Source organism: Streptomyces sp. NBC_00122, from assembly GCF_045160845.1.
In the GTDB taxonomy this organism is placed as follows: Bacteria; Actinomycetota; Actinomycetes; order Streptomycetales; family Streptomycetaceae; genus Streptomyces.
Window position 1 is genome coordinate 5,925,183 of the sequence record NZ_CP108191.1, and the last position, 24,998, is coordinate 5,950,180.

The window sequence follows — 24,998 nt, forward strand, 5'->3', positions numbered from 1 at the left end:
CCGGGCGCCCCGGGCCGAACGCGGCCTACGAGCCCACGTACTCCCGCAGGTGCCGGGCGGTCAGCGTGTCCGACCCGGCCACCAGGGCGGCCGGGGTGCCCTCGAAGACGACCTGGCCGCCCGCGTGGCCGCCGCCCGGGCCGATGTCGATCAGCCAGTCCGCGTGCGCCATCACCGCCTGGTGGTGCTCGATGACGATCACCGAGTTCCCGCCGTCGACGAGGCGGTCCAGCAGGGCGAGGAGCTTGTCCACGTCGGCCATGTGCAGCCCGGTCGTCGGCTCGTCGAGGATGTAGGTGGAGGACTTCTCCGCCATGTTGATGGCGAGCTTGAGCCGCTGGCGCTCGCCGCCCGACAGCGTGTTGAGCGGCTGGCCGAGCCGCAGATATCCCAGCCCCACGTCGGCGAGCCGGCCCAGGATCGCGCGCGCCTGCCCGGTGGTGAAGAACTCGTACGCCTCCGCCACCGGCATGTCGAGCACCTCACTGATGTTCCTGTCGCGCAGCCGGTACGTGAGCACCTCCGGCGTGAACCGCCGGCCCTCGCACTCCTCGCAGACCGAGGCCACCCCGGCCATCATCGCCAGGTCCGTGTAGACCAGTCCGAGGCCGTTGCACTTCGGGCAGGCGCCCTCCGAATTGGCGCTGAACAGTGCCGCCTTGACCCCGTTGGCCTTGGCGAAGGCGGTCCGGATCGGGTTCAGCAGGCCCGTGTACGTCGCCGGGTTGGAGCGGCGCGAACCGCGGATCGGCGACTGGTCGGCCACCACCACCCCGTCCCGCCCGGCCAGGTACCCGTGGATCAGCGAACTCTTCCCGGAGCCCGCGACCCCGGTCACCACCGCCAGCACCCCCAGCGGCACGTCCACGCTGACGTCCTTCAGGTTGTGCAGGTCGGCGCCCTTGACCGACAGGTGGCCGCGCGGCGCGCGCACCTGCTCCCGCAGCCGCGCCCGGTGTCCGAGGTGCCGGCCGGTCAGGGTGCCGGAGGTGCGCAGCCCGGCCACGTCCCCGCTGTAGCAGAGCTGCCCGCCCGCCGTGCCCGCGCCCGGACCCAGGTCCACGACGTGGTCGGCGATGGCGATGACCTCGGGCTTGTGCTCGACGACGAGGACGGTGTTGCCCTTGTCGCGCAGCCGCAGCAGCAGGTCGTTCATGCGCTGGATGTCGTGCGGGTGCAGTCCGGTCGTCGGCTCGTCGAAGACGTACGTGATGTCCGTGAGCGAGGATCCCAGGTGGCGCACCATCTTCACCCGCTGGGCCTCACCGCCGGAGAGGGTGGCGGACGGGCGGTCCAGGCTGAGGTAGCCGAGCCCGATCTCGACGAGGGAGTCGAGCAGGTCACGGAGGTTCCCGAGCAGCGGCGCCACGCCCGGGTCGTCGATCCGGCGGATGAAGGCGGCGAGGTCGCTGATCTGCATCGCCGAGCACTCGGCGATGTTCACCCCGTCGATACGGGAGGAGAGGGCGGCCGCGGAGAGCCGGGCGCCGCCGCAGTCCGGGCAGTCGGTGAACACCACGGCGCGGTCCACGAAGGCCCGGATGTGGGACTGCATGGACTCGCGGTCCTTGGACAGGTACGTCCGCTGGATCTTGGTGATCAGGCCCTCGTAGGTGAAGTTGTTGGACCCCGCCTTCACCTTCACCGGGGTCTTGTGCAGGAAGTCGGCCCACTCCCGCTCGGAGAAGTCCTTGAGCTTCGTATCGGCGGAGTAGAAGCCGGAATTGGCCATGATCTGCCAGTACCAGGAGTCCACGGCGAAGCCCGGCACGGTGATCGCGCCCTCGTTGATCGAGAGTTCGCGGTCCACGAGCTGGTCCACGGCGATGTCGGAGACCTGGCCGATGCCCTCGCAGCGCGGGCACATTCCGTCCGGGGTGTTGAAGCTGAAGGCGGTGGACGTGCCGATGTGGGGTACGCCGAGCCGGGAGAAGACGATCCGCAGCATGGTGTAGGCGTCGGTGGCGGTGCCCACGGTGGAGCGGGAGTTCGCGCCCATCCGCTCCTGGTCCACGACGATGGCCGCGCTCAGGTTGTGCAGCCCGTCCACGTCCGGCCGGCCCAGGCTGGGCATGAAGGACTGGATGAAGGCGGTGTACGTCTCGTTGATCATGCGCTGCGACTCGGCGGCGATGGTGCCGAAGACGAGGGAGGACTTCCCTGAACCCGATACCCCGGTGAAAACGGTGAGCCGGCGCTTGGGTATGTCGAGGGAAATGTCCGCGAGGTTGTTCTCCCTGGCCCCGCGGACCTGGATGACCTGATGACTGTCGGCGGCGATCTGCACGGAACTCCTCGCGGTGGCGGTGTCTCGAGCTTACTTTCTACACTGTACTCTATACGTAGTAGAACATTATTGGCCGCATGCTCGGAGGGGCCGGAAATGACGAAGGACCAGAGCGGTGCGGGCGATCCCGTCCGCACGCTGGAGCTGCTGTGGCGCGAGCCCGGGCAGGAGCCGCGGCCCGGTCGGCGCGGCCCGCGGCAGGGGCTCAGCGTGGACGCAGTGGTCCGCGCCGCGATCGCCCTCGCCGACGCGGAGGGGCTGGCCGCACTGACCATGCGGGCGCTGGCGCAGCGGCTCGGGGTGACGCCGATGACCCTCTACACCTACGTCCCCGGCAAGGCCGAGCTGCTCGACCTCATGCTGGACGAGGCGTACCGGTACATGGACCGCCGGGAGGCGGGCCCCGGCGAGACGTGGCCGGTGAAGGTCACCCGCGTCGCCGACGACAACCGCGACCTGCTCGGTCGCCACCCTTGGATCGCCGGCCTCTCCGTCACCCGCCCGCCGCTGGGCCCCGGCGTGATCGCCAAGTACGAGCGCGAGCTGGCGGCCTTCGACGGCATCGGGCTCACCGACACCGAGATGGACGCCGCCCTGACCCACCTCCTCGGCTTCGTCCACGCCAACGCGCTGGCCGCGGCCGACGCCGCCGAGCACAGCGGCCGCCAGAGCGACGAGGAGTGGTGGGCCGTCAGCGCACCGCTGCTGGAGCGGGCCTTGGACCCCGAGCGCTACCCGCTCGCGAGCCGGGTCGGCAGCGCGGCCGGCGCCTACAACCCGGATGCGGTCTGGGCCTTCGGCCTCCGCTGCGTCCTGGACGGCCTGGCCCGCCTGATCGGAAACCGGGAGGCCGGGCAGGGGCCCTGAGGTCTGTCCAATGGCCAGGGGACTTCAGCGTTCGCCGGCGGACCTCCCCCGAGCGGCCGGGCCGACGGCGGCGTACGGTGTGCCGAAGCGCGTCGTCGAGCTCGGCGGGGTCACCGCAGACCTCTTGTCCATGCCCCAGCCGGCCATCGCCCCGTAAGACTCCCGCACGACCGACCACCGCAGCCGACAGGACAGCACAGCACCCGTGAACTCCACGTCGATTCGCTTGATCGAGCCCTCCGACGGCCCCGCACTCGCCGAGCTGCTCTCCCGGGACAAGGAGGCGTATGCGCGCTGGCTGCCCGCGAGGCCCGCGGAGTTCTACACGCCCGACGGGCAAGCCTCGGTCATCGAGTCCCTTCTGGCCTCCCATCGCCAGGGGCTCGCGTGGCCCGGCGTCGTGGTCTGCGACGGGACCGTCATCGGGCAGGTCGGCATCAGCTCGATCCTGCGCGGCCCGTTCCAGAAGGGATTCCTCGGCTACTGGGTCTCTTCTCTCTACCAGGGACTCGGGCACACGGGCCGAGCCGTCGGCCTCGCGCTGCGGATCGCCGAAGACGAGCTGAAGCTGCATCGACTGGAGGCGCACACCCAACTGGAGAACCTCGCGTCCCAGGCGATCCTCCGCAAGCACGGATTCAGTTCCTGGGGCATCGCCCATGACCACTTCTACGCCGACGGCGCATGGCGCGACGAAGTGTTCTGGGAAAGAAACCTGACCATCGGCCGGAACGCTGGAGTCAAGGAAGACCATGTGCGCTAGCCGGTCGCCGATCTGCCCGGCGGCCTGACCGCTTGGGACACCGATAGCGTCAGCGGGTGGATGCCATGGCCGGCCGCACGCAGATGCGGCACCACATCGTCCCACGCCCACGATCCGAGTCGCGCACCTGCAATCAGCGCAAAGTTCGCCATGGCCGCACCGTAGTGGAGCGGCTCGACGACCACTCCGGAAATACTTTCGATATGCGCTCCAGTAGTGCAGGGTTCGCGCGAACGCCATGCCGGGGGAGGGGTGGCGGCGTCCCGCCGCGGTGGGGGAGTGCCACCCGTCCTCCGCCCCGGCCCTTGCTGCACCTATCGAAATTCGATAGATTCCCATCGCAACTCGATGGGAGGCTGGGTCATGGGAAAGCTGACAGTGCGTGCGCTGCGCGCCGTGCTCGCGGTGGTGCTCGTCGGCACCGTGTTCGTACAGGTATTGATGGTGTGGGTGTTGGTCAGCGGGAGCGACCCGGAGGACGGGTCGCTCCCGCTGACCCCGCTGCGCGTGATCACGATCCTGGGCATGGTGTCGGCCCAGGTCGCCCTGGTCTGCGTGTGGCGGCTGGTGGCGATGGTGCGACGCGGAACCGTGTTCTCCCACGCCGCCTTCCGGTACGTGGACGGCGTGATCGGTGCGATCGTGGCGGCTGCCCTCCTGTGGTTCGCGGTCACGGTCATCAATGCTCCGGGCCAGCGGGAGGACCCGGGCGTCACCGTCATCATGGGCGGGGTCGGCGTGGCCATCCTGGGGGTCGCGCTCATCGTGCTCGTGCTGCGGATGCTGCTCGCCCAGGCCGTCGCGCGCGACGCCGAAGCGGCGCAGATGCAGGCCGAGCTGGACGAGGTGATCTGATGCCGATCGCCGTCGACATCGATGTGATGCTGGCCAAACGGAAGATGTCCGTGGGTGACCTCGCGGACCGCGTGGGGATCACGCCCGCCAACCTGGCGGTACTCAAGAACGGCCGCGCCAAGGCGGTGCGCTTCGCGACGCTCGCCGCGCTCTGCGAGGTGCTCCAGTGCCAGCCGGGCGACCTGCTGCGCTGGGAGGCCGAGGACGCCGCGGGCGACTAGCGGTAGCCGGTCGCGTCCGCCGGGCGGTCGGGGTCCTGGACCTCGACCATGTAGCGCCAGGCGTCCGGGCGGCTGCCGTCGAGATCCGTGAAGCCGTAGACCCGGGCGAGCTGCCCGCTGGAGAGGGACTGCCCGTTCCAGCGCGCCACGTCCGGGTCCGCGGCGAGCGCCGCGACCGCGCGGCCCACGTACGACGGGGTCTCTGAGATGCAGAAGTGCGGGACCGTCGCCAGCGCGTCCCGCCAGTTCTCCTCCGTCACACCGAAGGTGTCGAGCATCATCTCCGAGCGCAGCCAGCCCGGCGTCAGCGCAACCGCCGTCCCCCCGCGCGGGCCCAGCTCGTGACCGAGCGCGAACGCCATGCGCAGGACCGAGGACTTGGCGATGTCGTAGAAGAACGACACCCGGTAGCGGCTCGCGTTGTACTCGGCGGTGCCGTCCGTCATCTCCACCACCAGCCCGCCCGGCTCGCGCAGCAGCAACGGCAGCGCGAAGTGGCTGGTGACGGCATGGGTCTCGACCGCCAGCCGCATCAGCCGCAGCCCCTTGTCCAGATCGTGCTCCCACACCGTGCTGTCCCACTCGAAGAGCAGCTCCCCGCCCCAGATGTCGTTGACCAGGACGTCGAGGCGGCCCTGCTCGCCGTCGATCCGCGCGACCAGGGCCTCGACCTCGGACGGCACCAGGTGGTCGGCCACCACCGCGATCCCCCGCCCGCCCGCGGCCGTCACCAGCTCGGCGGTCTCCTCGATCGTCTCGGGCCGGTCGTACTCGGACCGCTTCCCCCGGGTGCTGCGCCCCGACACGTACACGGTCGCGCCCCGCGCGCCCAACTGGACCGCGATGCCCCGGCCCGCGCCCCGCGTCGCCCCGGCCACGAGGGCGACCTTGCCTTCGAGCGTGCGCTGTGTGTCCGCCATGGCCCGACCCTACGGCGCATCCCCCTTCCCCGGCCCGCCGGACACGGCGACCGCCGCCAGGGACAGCAACAGCCCGCCGGCCGCCGCGCCGAGGGCCGGACCCGGCCCCCACAGCGTCCAGGCCGCCCCGAAGAACAGGGAACCCGCGAACCGGGCCAGCGCCTGCGCCGTCTGGAGCACCGCGAGCCCGGTGGTGCGCAGTTCGGCCGGGAGCAGCGGCCCGGCCGCTGCCATCAGCACCCCGTCGGTGGCGGCGTAGAACAGGCCGAGGAGTACGAGGACGCCGACGACGAGCGGTGGACCGGCCGGGACCGGGGCAGGCCGAGGACGGCCGCGGTCGCGCAGAGCCGCCGCAGCCCGGGGACCCGTACGAGCGTGCGCACTCCCGGCAGCGGGGTACGGACGGCCGGCGCGGGGGCCTCCCGTACGAACAGGACCAGCACGACCACCCCCAGCACCGCGACGCAGCAGCTCACGGTGAACACGGCCGCGTACCCGTCGACCACGGCCCACAGCACCCCGAACGCGGCCAGCGGCGGCGGGTGCGGTCCGCGACCCGGCCGCCCGCGAGGCGGAGCAGCGCGGTGGCGCCCTGGTTGAGCCCGTCCAGGGCGCCGAACGCGAACGGGGACATCCCGAGCCCGGCCACCAGGTACAGCGGCAGGACGGCGGTGACCATCTCCGCCGAGACGTCCGTGAGCAGGCTGACCATGCCGAGCGCGAACACCGTGCCGGGGACGGCCCGCAGGGGGCCCCACGGGCCGGAGCCTCCCCGGCGATGTCCGCGGCACGGCTGGTCGACAGGTACACGGATGCCTCCTCGGCGTCTAGAACCAGTTGACGGTGAGCGGGAAGGCGGCGGTGACGGTCGCGCCCGTGGAGTCGGTGGCGGTGGCGGTCACCTGGACCGTGCCGCTGCCCCACGGCTTGCCGCTGATCCGGCCGGTGCCGGCGTCGACGCTCAGGCCCCAGGGCAGGCCGGTGGCCGCGTAGCGGATCGGGGACTTGCCGCCGGTGGCGCTGAGCTGGATGGTGCAGGACTGGTTGAACTTGCAGGTCTGCGGGCCGGGATCGGCGAGCTTCAGGTCACCCGGGGTGGGCGTCGGCGTCGGGGTCGGCGTGGGTGTCGGAGTGGGTGTCGGAGTGGGCGTGGGTGTGGGTGTCGGGGTCGGCGTGGATCCGCCGAACACCTCGCTGATCGGCTGGACGTTGGCCGCGTTGCCCGCGTGCGTGGCCGTGCCGAAGAGGTCCTCGAAGGTCCGCAGCAGGTGGTGGTGGTTGAAAGCGGTGGTGTACTTGCCCGTCTTGACGTTCGCGCCGTAGAAGACGGTGGCGATCTGGTTCGAGCCGAGGTAGTTGTCCTCGTCCCATGTCAGCACCAGCAGGCTGTTGTTGGCCTTCGCCCACTGGGCGTAGGCGTCGATGTTGTTCTTCGTCCAGGTGTCGCCGGTGCCGACCGAGCACGAGTGCATGTCGTTGCACTGGTTGGGCACCACGAAGGACAGGTCCGGCAGCGCCGCGAAGTTGTTCTGCGGGAACTGCGTCCAGGTCTTCCCCGTGTTCAGCGGCACGTTCTTGAAGGCGAACCACGGATTGTGCTTCTGCGCGTACTGGCCGTTCGTGCAGGCCGTGGACCCCTCGCCCGGCAGGTCCTCGTTGTACGTCGCGAAGGTCTTGCCGGCCGTGATCAGCTCCTGTCCGAGGTTCGCCGCCGTCATCGACTGCGGGGTGTAGCAGCCGTCGCCCGTGATGCCCTGCGTGGCGCCGGAGAAGAGGTTGAAGTAGTTGGGCTGACTCGGGTGGGTCAGCGCCTTCATGCCGGTCAGGCTCGCGCCCGCGTTCGCCAGCTGGTTGATGTACGGGGCGTTCGCGCTGCCGATGATCTCGCCGTACTGCTTGTTCTCGTACACGACGACCACCACGTGGTCGTACGCGGGCAGCGCGGCCGCGGCGGCGGCCGCCGGCCCGGTCGGGGAACCGCTCTCCGCCGCCTGGGAGTTGGCCACGGTGAAGGCGCCGAGCAGGCCGAGCGCGCCGACTCCGGCCATGAGCGCGGACCAGCGGGCCCCGCGTCTGGGGCGGGTCGTGGGTGAGGGAAGGGGCATGGGTGGTTCCTCCTCGCAGGTGGTGTCATTCCTCGCGCCGGGCCGCACCGGCCACGGCGATGTTCAGGAACCGCGGTACGGGCCGTCCTCGGTCGCGGAACTCCCGCGCGACCGCCGCCCGTACCGCCGTCAGCCGTGCCTCGGGCAGCAGCACCAGCACGCTTCGCCCCGGCTCCGGTCCGGGCGGCCAGGCGCTCAGCGCCCCGGCCCGGCGGGCGCAGGCCACGGCCCGCGCCAGCTCCGCCGCCGGGCCCGTGCCCCCGTCGTCGCCGCGCACGGCCACGAGCACCAGCCGCGCTCCCGAGACGGCCGGGTCGAAGGGGACGTACCTCCGGCTCGCCCGGGGCCCGGCGCCCAGCAGCAGGGCCTCGCCGGGCCGGGCGAAGAGCACCGCCCGGCGCAGGGCGTCGTCCCCGTCCGGCAGGGCCTCGGCCAGCAGCCGGGCCAGGTGCGCGCGGTCCGGCCGTTCGTCCGGCCCCGTGTGTACGTCGGCCACCGCGAGCGCCAGCGCGCACTCGGCGGGCTCCGCCGTGGCCAGCCCGGCGGCCGCCGTGAGCGAGCCCTGCACGTGCAGGTCGGTGCCGCCGCGGCCGTAACCGGCCCGGGCCAGCGCCCGCAGCACGGCGTACGGCCGGACCGCCCACGCGGGGGCCGCGGGCGGCGGCCCGGACAGGGTCAGCGGCAGATCGCAGCTGTCCGCGGGATGGCCCAACGAACTGAGCCGCACCAGGCCGTCGGTGCGCGGGGCCGCGGCCGCCGCCGTGGGCCAGCTCGCCGCCGCGACCAATTCGGGGGAGCCCAGGTGAAAGGCGTACGGGGCGCTCCACACGGCGGCCGGGGGCCGGCCGTGCGCGGCCTCCAGGGCGTAGGCGACGAGGCGGAAGAGCGGATCGGCGGTCGCCCGGCGGGCCAGGTCGCCCGCGGCGGCCGTCACAGGAGCTCCTTGCGGGCCAGGATCCGGTAGGCGTTGCCGCCGTCCGTGGCCCGGGCGGCAGCCGTGCGCAGGGCGTCCAGCACCGCCGCGCCGGCGAAGCACGGCAGCGACGCCGCCCGCACGGTGTGGGCGAGGGCCCGGGCACGGGGCGTGGCCGGCGGGCCCCACGGCCGGTCCGGGTCCGGGGCCAGCCGCGTCACGGTGAGGGCCACCGCGCCGACGAAGTCGTTGCCCTGGTGGGCCGGGCCGTGCTCCTCGGCGAGGACGGTGAATCCCCGGTCGGCCAGCGCCTCGCGCAGGTTCGCGGCGGGCACCAGGTGCTGGTGCTGCGGCTGGAACCAGGGCAGCCACGCCGGGCCGAGCAGCCGGGCCATGCGCGACTCCGGGTCGGGGACCTCGATGGTCAGGAACCCCCCGGGGGCGAGGACGGTGGCCGCCGCGTCCAGTTCGGCCAGCGGCTCCCGGGTGTGCTCCAGGTAGTGGTACATGCTGACCACCTCGTACTGGCCCGCCAGCTTCGGGGCGAACTCGGGGAACTGGCCCTGGTAGCCGGTCTCCACCCAGCCGCGGCGCTCGGCCGCACGCACACCGTCGCCCATGTCGAGCCCGTCGAAGCGGGTCCGCGGCCAGACGGCCCGCGCCGTGTTGCAGAAGTGGCCGTGCCCGGTGCCCACGTCGAGCCAGGACGAGGGCTCCGTGTGGGGGAGGAGCATCCGGGCGCGCGCCCGGTAGGCGGGGCCGAGCCGGCCGAAGACCGTGCCCGCTCCCTCGCCGCCGCGCCCGTCGTAGAAGTCGCGGTAGTAGAACTCCAGTCCCTGCGGGCTCAGCCGGGGATTCTGGAAGACGTGCCCGCAGTCCCCGCAGCGCTCCAGGATGAACAGGCCGGGCTTGCCCTGGAGCAGGTCGGGCACCCGGACCCGGACGGTGAGCCGCAGCGAGCCGCACCACGGGCAGTCCGCGCGGCGCGGTTCGAGGAAGCGCCCGGGGCCCGCGGCCAGGTCCTCGCGGTAGGCCTCCGCCCGGGCGGCCTCGTCGTCCGCGCCCTCACTCCCGCCCCCGCCGCCCTCGCGGCCCGCCGGGGTACGGGCGACCGCCGCGGCCGTACGCAGGGCGGCGGCGAGCGAGCGCAGCGGCCGGCCGGCGGTGGCCACGGCCAGGTCGGCGGGGCGCAGCGGGGAGCCGGGCCCGCCGAGGGCGAGGTACGGCTGGAGCCAGTACAGCCCGGCCGCGGCGGCGCCCCACCGGCCCTGGCGCAGGGCGACGCCCGCCAGCAGGGCCAGCCCGGAGAGCTGGGCAGCGGCCAGCGCCCCCGGCGGCAGCCCCTGTGCGCGCAGCTCGGCGGCCCGGGCGGGCCCGGTCGCCTCGGTCCGCGGTCCGCAGCTCAGCGCGGGGGCGACGGCCAGGCCCGTGGCCCCGGCGGCGTACTCCTTCAAACGCCGCGTGAGCGCGAGGAGTTCCTCCGGCCCGGGGCGCGGCCCACCCGGTTCGAACCCGGCCCGCTCCAGCACCTCCTCGGCGACCAGTACGGCGAAACCGGCGCCGCGCCCCTCGCCGAGCCGGTCGTGGCGGTAGCTGCCGGGGTCGACCAGACGCAGCAGCCCCAGGGCCCGCTCGGTGGCCAGGTCCGCCGGAAGCAGGTCCAGTACCCGCAGCCCCTCCCGGTCGGCGTGCGCGCAGGCGGCGAGGAAGGTGACCGCGTCGGGCTCGACCCCCTGGGCGGTGAGCAGCCGCCACCCGGCGGCCCGCGGCACTCCGGCCGCGGCGGCCGGGACCGCGGGCAGCACCGGGATCGCCCGCAGCCGGCGGCCGGCCCGCACGGTGCCGGCGCCGAGCGCGGCCAGCACGACGGCGGAGGTCCACCGGACCCGGGTGTTCGGGAGTGGCGTCATAGCAGCTTCTCCAACCGGTCGGCCGCGGCGGCGGCTCCGCCCGCCGCGGCGAATGAGGCCTGGATCCGCCGGGCGGACCGGCGGTGGCCGGGATCGTCCAGCACGGCCGTGATCGCGTCACGCAGTTCCTCGGCCCGGGTCCTGCCGAACCGCACCCGCACCCCGGCCCCGGCCTCCACGACCTGCCGGGCCACGATCGGCTGGTCGTCCCGGATCGGCGCGACGACCAGCGGCAGCCCGTACGCGAGGGCCTCGCAGACGGTGTTGTGGCCGCCGTGGCAGACCACGGCGTCCAGGTGCGGCAGGAGTTCCAGCTGCGGGACGCATCCCTGCAGCAGGACGTGCCCCGGCACGGACCCGACCAGCGCGGCCGGCGCCGCGAGTACCAGCTGCACCTCCTCGGCGAGGCGTTCGGCGGCGCCCAGTACCGCCGCGTAGAACCGGCCGCCGGCCTCCTGGTTGAGCGTGCCCAGCGACACCAGCACCCGCCGCCGGGCCGGATCCAGGCGCTGCCAGGGAAACCCCGCCGCGGCCGGCCGGGCCCCGAAGGCGGGACCGACGAAGGCGTGGTGCGGCGGGAAGCCGTCCCGCGCTCCGACGAGTTCGGGAGTGGAGAAGACCAGCACGAGCCGGTCCGAGAACCGCGGATCCCAGTCCGGCGCCGGTGACCCGAACTCCGCGAGGAGGCCGGAGATCTGCCCGGCCACCCACTCCCCGACCTTCGGGAAGTCCGCGAAGGGCCGGGTGAGTTCGGCCGAGGTGCTGGCGGACGTCGCCCACGGGACGCCGAGCCGCCGGGCCACCAGCGGCCCGGCCAGGGCCTGTTGGTCGGCGACCAGCAGGTCTGGTGCGAACTCGTGGACGGCGCGGGTCACCCCCGGGACCATCGCCCGGGCCAGCGGCACCAGCGCCTCCTCCCACAGGAACCGCAGCGCCCCGACCCCGCGCAGGTCGCGCCAGCGCTCGTGCAGCGTCGCGTAGCCGCCGCCCGCCTCCTCGCCGGCGGGCAGGATCCGGGCCGACGGGGGCAGCAGCCGGGCCAGCGCCGCGGCCGGTCCCGTCCAGGCGACCTCGTGCCCCCGCGCGGCCAGTTCGGCCCCGACGGCCACGGTCGGATTGACGTGCCCCGCCAGCGGCGGCACCGTGAAGAGCACCCTCATGGGACCAGCGCTCCCGCCCGCGGCCCCGCCGCCACAGCAGCCGTCGCGGCCGTCGCGGCCGTCGCGTCGAGATGGGCGAGCACGGCCTCCCGCAGGGCCCCGCTGCTCTCCTTGAGGACGTCGTGGCCCAGGTCCGGCAGGATCCGCAGCGTGCCGTCCGGCGCGTGGCGGACCAGTTCCCGGGCGCCCGGCACCAGTTCGGAGTGCTCGCCGCACACGACCAGCACCGGGCAGCGCAGCCGCGCGTAGTCGGCCGGGGTGAAGGTGCGGCCGGCGGCGATGTCGTCGATGAGCGTGGTGCGGTTGAGCAGGTCGTCGGCGATGGCCGTGAGATGGGCGGCCTTGCGCAGGCGCAGGGTGAGCAGTTCCGCCGGTACCGGGCTGTCCTCCAGACTGAGCGCGGCCGCCGACAGGGTGTCCACCATGTTCTCCACCCAGGCTCCGCCGAGCGGGGGTTCGAGGAGCGTGAGACCGGCGACGAGGTCGGGCCGGGCCAGGGCGGCGTGCACCGCCAGGGTCCCGCCGTAGCTGTTGCCGACCAGGTGCACCGGGCGGTGCCCGAGGTCCAGCGCGCCGAGCAGCGCGAAGAGGTCCCGTACGGCGGTGCCGCTGTCGTAGCCGTTCGCGGGCCGCTCGGTACGGCCGTGGCCGCGCAGGTCGTAGAGGACGGCCTCGTGCCCGGACCGGGCCACCGGCACGGCCAGGGGACAGTAGAAGGAGGACAGGTTGTCGACGACCAGGCCGTGCAGGAAGACCACCACGGGCCGGTCGGGGCGGGCGGCCCCGGCGGTGGCCGGGAGCCGCTGGACGTGGAATTTCAGGGAGTTGGCAGGAACGACGGCCATGGCGGGCTCAGCCGGCGGGGGCGGCCGGGGCGGCTGCCGTGCGGGCGAGGGAGGCGTGCGTGATCCGGCCGATGTGGGTGACGAGTTCGCCGACCGACATGGCCAGGATGGCGTCCATGTCCTTCTCCGCCAGGAAGCCCATCAGGTCCACCTCGGCGCCGTAGCGGTGATGGAGCAGCTCGGCGAGGGCGACGAACTCGATGCTCTCCAGGGCGAGGTCCTCGTTGAACGTCGTCTTCATCGTGACCTCCTCCGCGAGCAGGTACTCGTCGCCGACGATCTCCACGAGCATTCCGGTGATCTCGGCGAGGATGTCAGGTGCCATGACGGGTCTCCGTGAGGTGGAAGGGGACGGGGGACGGCGCCGTGCCGTGGGCGGTCCAGGCGACGACGTGGTCGGGCGGTCCGGGGGCGGGCCGGCCCGGGGCGGGCAGGTCGTGGTTGCGCAGGTCAGGGTCGAGCCGGTCGGTGGGGACGCGGGTGGTTCGGACCGGGTACGGGTGCCCGTCGGGGGAGCGCACGAGCAGCGCGCCGGAATCCGGTTCACCGGCCACCCGCCAGTCCCGCGGCCGGCCGCCGAGCCCGCTGCCCGCCGCCTTCGCCGCGGCCTCCTTCGCGCACCACAGGGCGGTGAGTGCGGCCGGCAGTCCGGTGCCCTCACAGGCGGCCAGCCGCTCGGCGAGGCGGAGTTCCTCCGGCCGCAGAGCGATCCGGACCAGCGCGCCGGGGTCGGCGGTCACCGGTTCCACGTCGATGCCGACCGCGTCGCGGGGGTGGGCGAGGGCGACCGCGATCCGGTCCTTGTGGGCGATCGACAGCCGGAAGCCGGGAGTGAGCGGACCCTCGGCCACGGGCCGGCCCGCGGGATCGTTCCCCACCGGCACCTCCACCGGGAACACCGGCCCGGCCCCGGCCCCCCACAGCAGTCCGCGCAGCGCGTCCTTGGCGGCGATCCGGCCCAGCAGCCAGGGCGCCCGGGCCCGCGGCGACAGCCGCTCGTACGCCGCCCGCTCGGCGGCGCCGAGGTAGCGGCGCATCACCAGCTCCTGCGAGGCCGGGTCGGTCCAGCGGCGGCGGGCCAGGCACCAGCCCTCGGGCCGTGGCTCGCCGATGCCGCACACCTCCGGGGTGAACTTCATCGGCCACACCCGCTCGTCGGCGCCGAACCGGCGGTAGGTCCATCCCTCGATCAGGGCCCACACCTCGCCCGTGGTGCGGCACAGTTCGAGGTCACCGCGCACGGTGATGTCCCGTACCTCCCGGATCCGGGCCGTGGCGGCGACCAGCTCCCCGGGGGCGGGCGGGGGACCGCAGAAGCGGACGCGGTCCACGGCGGCCGGGAACACCAGCCGGTCCACCGGGAGGCGCAGCTGCATCCAGTGGCCGAACAGCTGGCCCGCGGCGTCGAGCAGCGCCCCCGGGTCGGGGAGCGCCCGCAGCACGCCCCGGATGCCGTCCGAGCCGACGGTCCGTACCTCGTGCACCCCTGCGAAACGGGGGCCGTGGAACATCCACCGGTCGCGGTAGAGCGCCTCGGCGCTGACGGGGGCGGGCCCCGGTTCGCGCAGGGGAGTGGTGTCGGGCGCGGGCGGCTGCCCGTACCGCTCACCGAGCAGCACGACCACCGACGCGAACTCCCCGAGGGCGACGCGCGAGCGGCCGGGCCCGTCGCCGCGGACGGTGACCTCGACGTCGACGGCCGGTTCGACGGCGAGCCAGCGCAGCGCCCGTACGTCCTCGTAGCCGATGACGGCGAGGCCGGGCGGGGCGTGGCGCTGCGCGGCCTCGGCGGCCAGCTCCAGCATGGTGGTCATCGGTACGACGGGGAACCGGTCGGACTCCTCCGGCCAGCCGTCCGGCTGGAGGTACACGCAGTGGTCGCGTACGTAGGGCAGCGCGGCCAGCGAGCAGCGCAGGGTGTGATTCCCCGAGGGCTGTCCCGTGGCACGCGCCGCGCCCAGTCCCGTGGCCCGGCCCGTGTCCGGCGGGCGTACGGCCGACCAGGCCTCGGTGACGTTCCGGGCGGCCGCCGCGGTGTCTTCGAGGACCGCGTCCAGCGCGGACAGCAGGATCGGCCGGGGGGCGGACGGCTCGGCCCGGACCCGCGCCGCAGCGGCCGGGGCCGGGGCCGTGGGCAGGAGGCCGCCCAGCGCGGTGCGCGCCGTCTCGCCGAGGCGGACCAGCGGCGAACCGAGGTCCAGGGGCACGGCGCGCCCCGCCGGCGAAGGCGGCCGTACCGGCTCGGCCGTCTTCTCAGACACCGGTAGGGACAACAGGTCCCAGCGCGGTGCGTGCCCCTCGGCCCAGAGCGCGGCGCAGGCACGCTCCAGCGCCGCCAGACCCGGAAGCCGGGGGGAGGAGGTGGACACCGAGAGGTGGGGGCGCTCGCGCAGGGTGTCCTCCACGAAGCCCGGCAGGCTGCCCGGGCCCAGGGTGACGAAGCCGCGCACGCCCTCCTCCTCGTACAGCCGCAGCGTCAGTTCGCGGAAGCGGACCGGCTCCAGGAGGTGGCGGACCACCAGGTCCCGCACGTCCCGCGGCTCGGCGGGGAACGGAGCGCACGTGGTGGCCGACCACACCGGTAGGGATCCGGGCCGCAGCGGCAGCCGGCCGAAGGCGGCGCGGACCTGGCCCAGGTACGGCTCCCACATCGGGGTGTGGAAGCCCGACCGGAACGGGAGTTCCTGGCCGAGCACCCCGTCGCCGCGCAACCGGCCGACCGCGGCCGCCACTTGGTCCGGTTCCCCGCATATCACCGACTGGTGGGGGCAGTTGTCGTGGCTGACCACCACCCGGTCCAGGCCGTGCAGTGCCGCCTCCGCCCGGCGCGCACCGCAGCCCAGCGCCGCGTACACGAGATCGGGCACCAGCAGGTCCGACGGCCGGAGCCCGTCCAGGAAGCTGTCGGCGGCTTCCTGTGGATACATCCCGGCGGCCACCATCGCCGCCCACTCGCCCAGGCTGTGGCCCGCCAGCACATCGGCCTCGACGCCGAGCGCGGGCATGACCCGGGCGAAGAAGCGGCCCGTCGCGATCGCGTCGAGGGCCCGCTCCACCAGGGACGTGCCCCGCGTGAGCCGGGGCCGCGCCGTCCCGAGCCGGTCCGCGACATCGTCCACCACGGGGGCGAACTCCGGCTCCAGGCCCGGGAACAGGAAGGCCACCCGGCCGCCCAGCGGCTCCGGTGTGAACCACACGTCCCCCCGGCCCCGCCAGGCCCGGCCGCGCGCCACCACCTTCGCGGCCAGCGCGAGCCGCTGGGGCGTGGGCCCGAACACCGCGAGCCGGCAGGGCCCGTCTCCGCCGGACACCGGCGAGCCCGTCGCCAACCGGGCCGACAGCTCCGCCGGACCGTCCGCGCCCAGCAGGAGTACGTCGCCCCGGGCGGACGCCCCCACCGGCGCGGCCGCGCCGCCCAGTGGCAGGAACCGGCGGGCCGGAGCCGCCGGGCGCGCGGCCGCCGGAGCCTCCTCCAGCACCACGTGCGCGTTGATCCCGCCGAAGCCGAAGGCGTTGACCCCCGCCCGGCGGGGCTCCGGACCCCGCTCCCACGGCTCCGCCGCCGTCACCGGCCGCATCCGGGTCCGGGCCAGGTCCGGGTGGGGCTCCTCCAGGTGCAGCGTCGGCGGCAGCACCCCCTCGTACACCGCCAGCGCGGCCTTGATCAGCCCGGCCATGCCGGAGGCCTGCATGGTGTGCCCGAGCATCGACTTGACGGAGCCGAAGCCGACCCCCGGCCCGGAACCCTCCCGCGCACCGAACACCTGGGCCAGGGTGTCGAGTTCGGCCACGTCCCCCACGGGCGTCCCGGTGCCGTGCGCCTCCAGCAGCCCCAGCGCGCCCGGAGCCCGGGGATCCAGGCCGGCCTCCCGCCAGGCCCGCTCCAGTGCCCGTACCTGGCCCGCGACCAGGGGGCTCATCAGGCTCGCCGCCCGGCCGTCCCCGGCCACACCCGTACCGCGGATCACCGCGTAGACGCGGTCGCCGTCCCGCTCCGCGTCCGCGAGCCGCTTCAGCAGCACCACCCCGGTGCCCTCGGAGAGCAGGGTCCCGTCGGCCCTCCGGTCGAAGGGCCGGATCCGCTCGCTGGGGCTCAGCGCCCGCAGCTGCGTGAACACGCTCCACAGCGTGGCGATGTGGCAGTGGTGCACGGCGCCCGCGACCACCGCGTCGCAGCGTCCGCCCGCCAGCAGCCCCACGGCCTGGTCCACCGCGAGCAGCGAGGAGGCACAGGCGGCGTCCAGGGTGTAGGCGGGGCCGCGGAAGTCCAGCCGGTTCGCGGTCCGGGCGGCGGTGAAGCTCGGCACCAGGCCGATCGACGCGTCCGGCCGCTCCGGCCCCAGCGCGTCCTGGAAAGCCGAGCGCACCGCCGCGATCCGCCGCTCTCCGAGCTCCGGCGCGAGCTCCCGCAGGGTCTGGGCCAACTGGTGCGCCGTACGCACCCGCTGGTCCAGCCGGGCGGTGGCCACCCCCATGAACCCGCCGCGCCCCAGCACCACCCCGATCCGGGAGCGGTCCGCCGGCAGCCGGTCCTCGCCTCCCGCGTCCGCGATGGCCTCGGCCGTCGCGTGCAGGGCCAGCATCTGGTCCGGCTCGGCCCCCTCCACGGCGGCGGGCATGATCCCGAAGCGGGTCGGGTCGAAGGCGGCGAGGCCGTCGACGAACCCGCCGCGCCGGCAGTAGAACCGGTCGCCGGACACCGGGCCGGTGGCGCCGTCGGGGTCGTAGTACACCTCGGGATCCCAGCGCCCCGGCGGGACGTCGCCGATCGAGTCCGTACCGGCGAGCAGATTGCGCCGGTAGGCGGCCAGATCGGCGGCCCCGGGGAACACCGCGCCCATCCCGACGATCGCCGCGTCCGTGGGCCGCGGGCCGCGCCGCCGCTCACTCATCGCCGCGGCCCTCCTCCGCCATCAGGACCACCTGTACGTCGGTTCCGTGCGCGAGTTCGGCGAGGAACGCGGCGGTGCCCGCCTCGGGACCGATCAGCGGGACGCCGCGCCGGGCGTACGCACGCTCCAGCTCGGGCGTGACCATCCCGCCCGCCTCCGCCGCCCAGGGGCCCCAGTCCACGGCCAGCACCCGGCCCGGGAAGGACTCCGACCAGGTGTGCGCCAGGCTGTCGAGGGCGTCGTTGGCCGCGGCGTAGTCGCACTGGCCGCGGTTGCCGTACACCCCGGCGACACTGCCGAACAGGGCCAGGAACCGGGGCGCGGGCGCCGTACCGTGCTCGGCCGCCGCTGCGGCCAGGTGGCGGGCGCCGGCCACCTTGGTGGTGAACACCTCGGCGAAGTCGGCCGGTTGCTTGTCGCGCAGCAGCCCGTCGCGCAGGACACCGGCGCCGTGCACGATGCCGTCCAGCCGGCCGTGCCGGGCGCGCACATCGGCCACGACGGCCCGCACGGCGCGGGCATCGGTGACGTCGGCGCAGTGGTAGCGGACGGAGGCCGCCGCCGTGGCGAGGGCGGCCAGCGTGGCCCGCACCTCGCGCTCGGCGAGGATCCGCGAGGCCGCCGCCTCGATCTCGGCGGGCGTACGGAGTCCCGTGGCGATCAGCGCGGCGCGCAGTGCCACCCGGTCCTGTGCCTGGGCGAACTCGTCGCCTCCGGGGTCCGGTTCGGGCGTACGGCCGAGCAGCTCGACGTGGCAGCCGGTGGCGCGGGCCAGGGCCAGGGCGGTCCGGGCGGTGATCCCGCGGGCCCCGCCCGTGAGCAGGACCACCGATCCGGGGCCGAGGGGCGGCCCGTCCGGTCCGTCCCCGGCCGGGGCGAGCGGCGCGGACACCGCGCCGCGGGCGACCCGGGCTCCCTCGGCGGTGTACCCGACGGAGGCGGGGCCGTCGGCCGGGGGGCAGCTCAGCTCGGCGAGGAGCTGCGCCGCGATCCGCTCCGGGTCCTCCTCGGGGTGGATGCCGACCGCGCGGATCAGCGTGCCGGGGAATTCCAGGGCCGCGCTGCGGGCGAAGCCGTGCAGACCTGCCCCGGGGGCGCCGGGCGCGGTGACGAGGAGCAGCCTCCGGACCCCGCCGGTCAGGGCGTTCCGCAGCCCCGGGAAGGCCTCGGGGAGCAGGGGCTCGGCCCCCGGGCGCAGCGCGGACAGGTCCACGATGCCGTCGAACCCGGCCTCGGCCTCGGACACGACCTTCACCTCGGCGCCGTGCGTGCCCAGCGCCGCGCCCAGGGCGAGCGCGACGCCCTGGCCGTCCTCGACGACCCCGATCCGCAGTCCGCGCAGGGCCCGCGGGTCCCCGGCCGCCGCGGGTACGGACACCAGGTCCACGCGGAGCCGACGGAGCAGGCTGGCCGGGGCCGGGGCCGGGGCCGGGGCCGGGGCCGGGGCCGGGGCCGGGGCCGCCGGGCCGGGCAGGGGTGGCACCGGGCCGGGTTCGGGCCCGGGGTCGGCGGACGGCCCGGCGGGTGCGTGGGAGGTGACCCAGTCCACGATCCCGCGCAGGGTCTTGATCCGGGACAGCTCCTCGACCGCGGACTCGGCGGAGCCGCCCGGGTCCTGCGGCAGGCCGATCCGGTCGGCCAGGGCGCCGATGATCTCGACCCGCTTGATGGAGTCGATGGACAGGTCCGCCTCCAGATCCAGCCCGGGGTCGAGCATGTCCCGGGGGTACCCGGTCCGCGTGTGCACGATCTCCAGGACGGCGTCCATGACCTCTTCGGCGGAGGGGGCTCCGCCGGTGGGCCCGGCCGTCGGCCGCAGCCCGGTCGCCGGGGAGTTGTCGGGTGCCTCGGCCGTGAGAAGGTCCGGCGCGGCGCCCGACCGGGACCGGTCGTACGCCTCGGCCGGAGGCCACCCGGGGTCCGGGGTGGGGGCCGAGGCGGGCGCCCCCGCGCCCAGGTAGCCCAGCAGGACGTCCCGCTGCGCCTGGACCAGTTCGCGGGTGCCGCGGAGGTACTCCAGTACCGCCTCCTCGCGCCGGTCGGCGGCCACCGGATCCGGACGTGAACCGGCACCGGCGGCTACACCGGCACCCGCACCGGCGGCCGAAGCGGAGGCCCAACCCGCAGCCACTGCCGGAGGCACTCGGCGGGCCGGCCGGAGGCCGCCGGCCACCGGGGCGCCGTCGGCGGTGCGCACCAAGTGGCCGTCCACCAGCCAGCCCGGACGCCGCGGCGCCCGGTCCGGCAGGACGGAGGTCCGGCCGCGGAACAGCACCTCCGGCGCCACCGGCACGCCGGCCGCCGCGAGCTCCGCCAGTGCCGTGACCAGCCGGACCAGGCCGTGTTCGCCCGGCACGTCCAGCGGGACCACCGTGTGCGGGCGGTCGCGCAGGATCCGGCCGGTCAGACCGGACAGGACCCGGCCCGGCCCCGCCTCGACGAAGGTCCGCACACCGGCCGCGTACATGGCCTCCACCTGCTCCACGAAGCGGACCGGCTCCGCGAGCTGGCGTGCGGCAAGGCCCCGTAGCTCCTGGGCGGAGGCCGGATACGGGCCGGCCGTCGTGTTCGACCAGACGGGGACGCGCGGGGCGGCCACCGCGGTCGCCGCCAGTTCCGCCGCGAGGGCGGCCGTCGCCCCCGCCACGACCTCGCTGTGGAACGCGCACGCCACGGGCAGCGGCTCGGCCGACAGGCCCGCCTCGCGCAGCGCCGACACCGCGGCGGCAACGGCCGTGGTCGGGCCCGATATCACGCACTGCCGGGGCGCGTTGTGGTTCGCCACCACGCACCCGGCGCGCGCGGCGATCTCCCGTACCTCCTCCGGCGCGGCCGACACCGCCGCCATCGCCCCCGGATCCTCCCCGGCGGCGGCCACGATCGCCTCGGCCCGGCGCGCACTCAGCCGCAGCAGGTCCGCCGTGTCGTAGACCCCCGCCGCCCACAGCGCGGTGAGCTCCCCGTACGAGTGCCCGGCCACGCCGTCCGGCCGTACGCCGAGCTCGGCGAGCAGCAGGTGGGCCGCCGCCCCCGCCAGTCCGAGGGCGGGCTGGGCCACCCGGGTGTCGGTGACAGCCGCCCGCTGCGCGGCCCGCCCCTCGGCGGTGAACGCCGTGGGCGGGAACACCGCCGAGACCACCGGTGCGGGCGCCGCGTCCAGGAGAGCGCGCAGGGCGGGGAACCCCATGAATAACTCGCCCAGCATTCCCGTCCGCTGGCTGCCCTGCCCGGGAAACAGGAACGCCACGCGCCCCGGGTCCGCCGCCTCCTCGCGTACGTGGACCCCCGTGCCCGGGGTGAAGGCCCGCGCCTGCTCCAGCCGGGCCGCCAGTTCGTCCAGACCGGCGGCGACGACGGCGACGTGGACGGTCCCGGAGCCGGAGGCCGGTTCCGCCGCGAGGTCGCGCAGGGCCCACGGCCGCCCGGCCGCGTCGTTCTCCTCCAGCCGGGCCGCGAGCCGCGCCATCGCCCGGCCCGCCGCCCGCCGGTCCTCGCCGCGGAAGCAGAACAGCTCGGCCGGCCATTCCTCCAGGCCGTGGCGGGGTTCCTCGCAGCCCCCGTAACCGGCCAGCACCGCGTGGTAGTTCGTGCCGCCGAAGCCGAAGGCGCTCACCCCGGCGATCCGCTGCTCCGGGGGCACCGCCCAGGGCCGGGCCTCGGCATCGAAGGAGAACGGGCTGGTCTGCGCCCGCCAGGCCGGGTTCGGCGATTCGATGTGCAGGGTCGGCGGCCGCACACCCGCGTGGACCGCTCGGGCCGCCTTGATGAGCCCGGCGAGTCCCGCCGCGCATTTGGTGTGGCCGAGCTGCGATTTCACGGATCCCAGCGCACACGAGCCGGGAACGGCGCCCGAGGCGGTGAACAGCTCGCTCAGGACGGCCAGTTCGGTGCTGTCGCCGACCACCGTCCCGGTGCCGTGCGCCTCGACCAAGCCCACCTCGCCCGGGGAGACACCGGCGCGTGCGTAGGCCCGCTCCAGTGCCCGCCGCTGCCCTTCCGGCCGGGGCGCGGTCAGACCGAGGGACCGGCCGTCGCTGGACGCGCCGACCGCCTTGACCACGGCGTACACCCGGTCGCCGTCCCGTTCCGCGTCCGCGAGCCGCTTCAGCACCAGCGCGCCCACGCCCTCGCCGAGCGCGATCCCGTCGGCCGCCGCGTCGAAGGGCCGGCAGCGGCCGCCGGGCGACAGGGCGCGGACGGAGGAGAACATCAGGTAGTCGTTGATGCCGTTGTGTACGTCGGCGCCTCCGCAGACGACCATGTCGCTGTCCCCGTCGCGGAGTTGGCGGCAGGCGAGGTCCAGGGCGGCGAGGGAGGACGCGCAGGCGGCGTCGACCGTGCAGTTCGCTCCGCCGAGGTCGAGCCGGTTGGCGACCCGGCCCGCGATGACGTTGGCGAGGATGCCGGGGAAGGAGTCCTCGGTGAGGCGCGGCAGTTGGTCGTCCAGGGCGGGAGGGAGCTCGCCCAGGTAGGACGGGAGCAGTGCGCGCAGTCCGTACGCACCCGCCAGTTCGGTACCGGCCTCCGCGCCGAAGACCACCGAGGTCCTGGCGCGGTCGAACTCCCGGTCCCTGCCGTAGCCGGCGTCCCCGAGGGCTCGCGCGGCGATCTCCAGTGCCAGCAGCTGGACCGGTTCGATCCCGGCCAGGGAGGCGGGCGGGATGCCGTGCGCGAGGGCGTCGAAGGGCACCGGGCCGAGGAAGCCGCCCCAGCGGGAGGGGGTGCGCTCGCCGGCCCGGGCCGGGTCGGCGTCGTAGTACAGCTCCGGGTCCCAGCGTTCGGCCGGTACCTCGGTCACCGCGTCCGCACCCGCCAGGATCCGCGCCCAGTAGGCGGCGAGGTCGGGCGCGCCGGGGTAGGCGCAGGCCATTCCGACGATGGCGATGTCGAGCGGGTCGGCCGCCGTGGCCGCCGTCTCGGACCCCGTCGTCGCGAAGTCCTCGGCCCGGCGTTCCAGCAGGGCGGTGGCACCCTCGGTGACCTGCGCGTGGAGCGCGGCGACGGTCGTGGTCCCGGAGCGGAGCACGGCGGCCTGTCCCAGCATGAACAGCCCCTCGGCGTACTGCTGCTCCGCGTCCACCGGCTCCAGGGCGGACCCGTCGGCCGCCCGCCGCAGGCCCTTGCTGGCGATCCGCAGCCGCCCCAGGTTGAGCCGTTCCAGCTCCTCCCACACCTCGCGCGGCTCGGCGCAGCTCCCGGTGAGCCGCAGCCGGGTCGCTTCGAAGCTCTCGGCGTACGGGGTGGGCGCGCAGCGGGTGGCATGTCCGGGCGCGGTGTGCAGCAGCACGGTGTCCGCGCACTCCACGGCCGCCCGCTGGAAGCCGGGCAGTACCGCGCCCGCCGCCACGGCCTCCTCGGTGAACAGGTAGGCGGTGCCCATCAGTACCCCGATCCGCGCGCCCCGCTCGGCCAGCGGGGCTGCGGCCGCCACCGCCATGGCGGCGGAGCGCCCGTCGTGGATCCCGCCCGCGAACAGCACGTCCAGATCTTCGGGTTCGGGGCACGACAGCAGCCGTTCGATCTGTTCCTCCCACAGGGGGAACGAGGCGCGCGGCCCTACGTGTCCGCCGCACTCCAGCCCCTCGAAGACGAACCGGCGTGCACCCTCGGCGAGATACCGCTCCAGCAGCCCCGGTGACGGCACGTGCAGATGGGTGCGGATCCCGGCCGCCTCCAGTGGCGCGGCCTGCGCCGGGGTGCCGCCCGCGATGATCGCGTACGGCGGGCGGGCTTCGGCCACGGCCGCCAGCTGCTCGCCTCGCAGCGCGGCCGGGGCGAAGCCGAGCAGGCCCACGCCCCAGGGGCGTTCCCCGAGCCGCTCGGCGCTCTCGGCCAGCAGCCGGCGTACGTCCGGGCCCTCCATCACGGCGAGCGCCAGGTACGGGACCCCGCCCGCGGCGGCCACCGCCTCGGCGAAGGCCGCCTGGTCGCTCACCCGGGTCATGGGGCCCTGGGCGACGGGCAGCGGCCGGCCCGGAGTGCGCCCGAGCGGCCGGACCCGTACGGCGGCCTCGAGGTGCCCGGCGATGGCCGCCCGTACGGCCTGGAGCACCCCGCCCGTGGTCCGGTGGCGCGCGGCCAGCCGGGCGGCCGAGGCGCCGTCCTGCCCGACGGGCAGCAGCTGCGCCCGCAGGTCCCGGGCGCCCAGCAGAGCGGGCACCGGCCCCTCGGGCGGGGTCAGGTCCGGACGCGCGAACACCCGGTGCCCGTCCGTCAGCCGTGTCTCGGTACCGTCCATCGCCCGCAACGCCGCGGTCACTTCGGCGGGCAGGCCCGCCTCGCCCTCGGCCGTCAGGGCGAGCTGTACGTCGAGCAGGACCCCGGCGGCCCCGCCCGCGACGGCCGCGGCCGCCGTGTGCGGCCCGATCCCGCCATGGGCCAGTACCGGGACCTCGGCCGCGGGGTCCGTGAGCAGCTGCTGGAGCAGTACGAAGGTGGTGGCCGTGCCGACCCGGCCCCCGGCCTCGTGGCCCTTGGCGACGAGGGCGGCCGCACCGGCGGCCACGGCGGCCCTGGCCTCCGCCGGGCTGGTGACCTCGGCCCACACGCGGGGCCGGCCCGCAGCGGCCGCCCAGCCGGCCACCCGCTCCGGGGTGTGCGACGCGGGGTCGGCGAGCAGCACGGTGTCCACCGCGGGCGGCAGCTCCTCGGGCCCGAGCGGGCAGCCCGCGGGTACCCGTACACCGTGGCGGCGGCCGCCGCCGAGCCGGCGGGCCAGTTCCGCGACGGCGCGCCGGGCGGCGTCCGCGTCCCGGCCGAGATCGAGCAGCCCGAGGGCCCCGGCGCGCTCGGCGGCGGTCACGATCCGCGGGTGGGGCTCCTCGAACGGGCTCACCGCGACGACCAGGTCGCGGGTGGCGGCGGACTGCGGGGGGTGGGGGGTCACGGGCGCTCCTCTTCCAGTGCTGTGTGACATGGCGCGATCAGGGCGCAGTACAGGGCGGAAGAACCGGGGGAGTGCGGCGGGCGAGGGGCCCCGCGGTACGGGTGGTGCGTCTGCGGCGGCGCTCACGGCGGTTCGCACGGGCTGCGGGCGGTCCGCCGCAGGTGCGCTGGGCTTGAACAGTGGTCAAACGGCCCCACGCCGGGATGCATCGTGCGGGGACCGCCGTGCACTGTCAACAGGCATGCGGAGTACATCGTTTCGCTCGCACCGGGCGCGCGGTGCACCCGGAACGCACCTCGACCCGACCCGCCGAACGAGCCCCTCACGCCGCTGGCCTGCGGTGTTTCCCGACGGGCGGGGCCGGCTCCGGCGCG

17 protein-coding genes and 1 pseudogene are annotated in these 24,998 nt (G+C 75.2%); 4 read left to right on the top strand and 14 right to left on the bottom strand.

Annotated elements, in window-relative coordinates:
- Positions 1–25 precede the first annotated feature (25 nt).
- Entirely contained in the window at positions 26–2,287 is a 2,262-nt protein-coding gene (locus tag OG737_RS27190) for an excinuclease ABC subunit UvrA (protein ID WP_328928846.1), read from the bottom strand.
- A 96-nt stretch (positions 2,288–2,383) separates the two neighbouring features.
- On the opposite strand from OG737_RS27190, the gene OG737_RS27195 reads away from it, so the two are divergent.
- A complete protein-coding gene (locus OG737_RS27195) occupies positions 2,384–3,154 on the top strand; it encodes a TetR/AcrR family transcriptional regulator (RefSeq protein ID WP_405677444.1) in 771 nt (256 codons plus the stop codon).
- A 205-nt stretch (positions 3,155–3,359) separates the two neighbouring features.
- A complete protein-coding gene (locus tag OG737_RS27200; protein WP_405677442.1) occupies positions 3,360–3,917 on the top strand; it encodes a GNAT family N-acetyltransferase in 558 nt (185 codons plus the stop codon).
- Here the strand turns inward: OG737_RS27200 and OG737_RS27205 are convergent.
- Positions 3,870–4,069: pseudogene (locus OG737_RS27205) on the bottom strand (alpha/beta hydrolase); the annotation flags it as partial. The gene OG737_RS27200 and the pseudogene OG737_RS27205 overlap by 48 nt on opposite strands.
- A gap of 211 nt (positions 4,070–4,280) precedes the next feature.
- On the opposite strand from OG737_RS27205, the gene OG737_RS27210 reads away from it, so the two are divergent.
- A complete protein-coding gene (locus OG737_RS27210; RefSeq protein WP_328928849.1) occupies positions 4,281–4,772 on the top strand; it encodes a DUF2975 domain-containing protein in 492 nt (163 codons plus the stop codon).
- Positions 4,772–4,993 (top strand): helix-turn-helix transcriptional regulator, encoded by a 222-nt coding sequence (locus tag OG737_RS27215; protein ID WP_328928850.1) that lies wholly within the window; start codon positions 4,772–4,774, stop codon positions 4,991–4,993. The genes OG737_RS27210 and OG737_RS27215 overlap by 1 nt, the downstream gene beginning before the upstream one ends.
- On the opposite strand, the gene OG737_RS27220 is transcribed toward OG737_RS27215, so the two are convergent.
- From OG737_RS27220 to OG737_RS27275, 12 genes are all read right to left on the bottom strand, one after another.
- The gene (locus OG737_RS27220) at positions 4,990–5,913 is read right to left on the bottom strand and encodes an SDR family oxidoreductase (protein WP_328928851.1); all 924 of its coding nucleotides are present in this window, start codon (positions 5,911–5,913) and stop codon (positions 4,990–4,992) included. The two genes, OG737_RS27215 and OG737_RS27220, sit on opposite strands and share 4 nt — an antisense overlap.
- A gap of 9 nt (positions 5,914–5,922) precedes the next feature.
- The gene (locus tag OG737_RS27225; protein WP_405677439.1) at positions 5,923–6,147 is read right to left on the bottom strand and encodes a hypothetical protein; all 225 of its coding nucleotides are present in this window, start codon (positions 6,145–6,147) and stop codon (positions 5,923–5,925) included.
- Positions 6,147–6,419: a hypothetical protein gene (locus tag OG737_RS27230; protein WP_405677436.1), complete on the bottom strand. Its 273-nt coding sequence runs from the start codon at positions 6,417–6,419 to the stop codon at positions 6,147–6,149. The genes OG737_RS27225 and OG737_RS27230 overlap by 1 nt, the downstream gene beginning before the upstream one ends.
- Positions 6,386–6,625, bottom strand: coding sequence for a hypothetical protein (locus OG737_RS27235; RefSeq protein WP_405677434.1), 240 nt, complete (start codon positions 6,623–6,625; stop codon positions 6,386–6,388). Before OG737_RS27235 ends, OG737_RS27230 begins: the two co-directional genes overlap by 34 nt.
- A gap of 115 nt (positions 6,626–6,740) precedes the next feature.
- Positions 6,741–8,018 (bottom strand): alkaline phosphatase family protein, encoded by a 1,278-nt coding sequence (locus OG737_RS27240; RefSeq protein ID WP_405677432.1) that lies wholly within the window; start codon positions 8,016–8,018, stop codon positions 6,741–6,743.
- Positions 8,019–8,043: 25 nt separating this feature from the next.
- Positions 8,044–8,952 carry a galactokinase gene (locus tag OG737_RS27245; protein WP_328928853.1) on the bottom strand — a complete coding sequence of 303 codons (909 nt, stop codon included), beginning with the start codon at positions 8,950–8,952 and terminating at the stop codon, positions 8,044–8,046.
- The gene (locus OG737_RS27250; RefSeq protein WP_405677430.1) at positions 8,949–10,841 is read right to left on the bottom strand and encodes a methyltransferase domain-containing protein; all 1,893 of its coding nucleotides are present in this window, start codon (positions 10,839–10,841) and stop codon (positions 8,949–8,951) included. Before OG737_RS27250 ends, OG737_RS27245 begins: the two co-directional genes overlap by 4 nt.
- Complete coding sequence (locus tag OG737_RS27255) at positions 10,838–12,001, bottom strand: nucleotide disphospho-sugar-binding domain-containing protein (RefSeq protein WP_328928855.1); 1,164 nt, start codon at positions 11,999–12,001, stop codon at positions 10,838–10,840. The genes OG737_RS27250 and OG737_RS27255 overlap by 4 nt, the downstream gene beginning before the upstream one ends.
- Complete coding sequence (locus OG737_RS27260) at positions 11,998–12,846, bottom strand: alpha/beta fold hydrolase (protein ID WP_405677428.1); 849 nt, start codon at positions 12,844–12,846, stop codon at positions 11,998–12,000. Before OG737_RS27260 ends, OG737_RS27255 begins: the two co-directional genes overlap by 4 nt.
- A 7-nt stretch (positions 12,847–12,853) precedes the next feature.
- The gene (locus OG737_RS27265; protein WP_405677426.1) at positions 12,854–13,171 is read right to left on the bottom strand and encodes an acyl carrier protein; all 318 of its coding nucleotides are present in this window, start codon (positions 13,169–13,171) and stop codon (positions 12,854–12,856) included.
- Positions 13,161–17,738 carry a beta-ketoacyl synthase N-terminal-like domain-containing protein gene (locus tag OG737_RS27270; RefSeq protein WP_405677424.1) on the bottom strand — a complete coding sequence of 1,526 codons (4,578 nt, stop codon included), beginning with the start codon at positions 17,736–17,738 and terminating at the stop codon, positions 13,161–13,163. Before OG737_RS27270 ends, OG737_RS27265 begins: the two co-directional genes overlap by 11 nt.
- Complete coding sequence (locus OG737_RS27275) at positions 17,731–24,624, bottom strand: SDR family NAD(P)-dependent oxidoreductase (protein ID WP_405922099.1); 6,894 nt, start codon at positions 24,622–24,624, stop codon at positions 17,731–17,733. Before OG737_RS27275 ends, OG737_RS27270 begins: the two co-directional genes overlap by 8 nt.
- Between the last annotated feature and the right edge of the window lie 374 nt (positions 24,625–24,998).

Coding starts and splice junctions, on each gene's coding strand:
- OG737_RS27195 (WP_405677444.1), top strand. CDS start 2,384: ATGACGAAGGACCAGAGCGGTGCGGGCGATCCCGTCCGCACGCTGGAG.
- OG737_RS27210 (WP_328928849.1), top strand. CDS start 4,281: ATGGGAAAGCTGACAGTGCGTGCGCTGCGCGCCGTGCTCGCGGTGGTG.
- OG737_RS27215 (WP_328928850.1), top strand. CDS start 4,772: ATGCCGATCGCCGTCGACATCGATGTGATGCTGGCCAAACGGAAGATG.
- OG737_RS27220 (WP_328928851.1), bottom strand. CDS start 5,913: ATGGCGGACACACAGCGCACGCTCGAAGGCAAGGTCGCCCTCGTGGCC.
- OG737_RS27225 (WP_405677439.1), bottom strand. CDS start 6,147: ATGGCAGCGGCCGGGCCGCTGCTCCCGGCCGAACTGCGCACCACCGGG.
- OG737_RS27235 (WP_405677434.1), bottom strand. CDS start 6,625: ATGGTCAGCCTGCTCACGGACGTCTCGGCGGAGATGGTCACCGCCGTC.
- OG737_RS27240 (WP_405677432.1), bottom strand. CDS start 8,018: ATGCCCCTTCCCTCACCCACGACCCGCCCCAGACGCGGGGCCCGCTGG.
- OG737_RS27250 (WP_405677430.1), bottom strand. CDS start 10,841: ATGACGCCACTCCCGAACACCCGGGTCCGGTGGACCTCCGCCGTCGTG.
- OG737_RS27255 (WP_328928855.1), bottom strand. CDS start 12,001: ATGAGGGTGCTCTTCACGGTGCCGCCGCTGGCGGGGCACGTCAATCCG.
- OG737_RS27260 (WP_405677428.1), bottom strand. CDS start 12,846: ATGGCCGTCGTTCCTGCCAACTCCCTGAAATTCCACGTCCAGCGGCTC.
- OG737_RS27265 (WP_405677426.1), bottom strand. CDS start 13,171: ATGGCACCTGACATCCTCGCCGAGATCACCGGAATGCTCGTGGAGATC.
- OG737_RS27270 (WP_405677424.1), bottom strand. CDS start 17,738: ATGAGTGAGCGGCGGCGCGGCCCGCGGCCCACGGACGCGGCGATCGTC.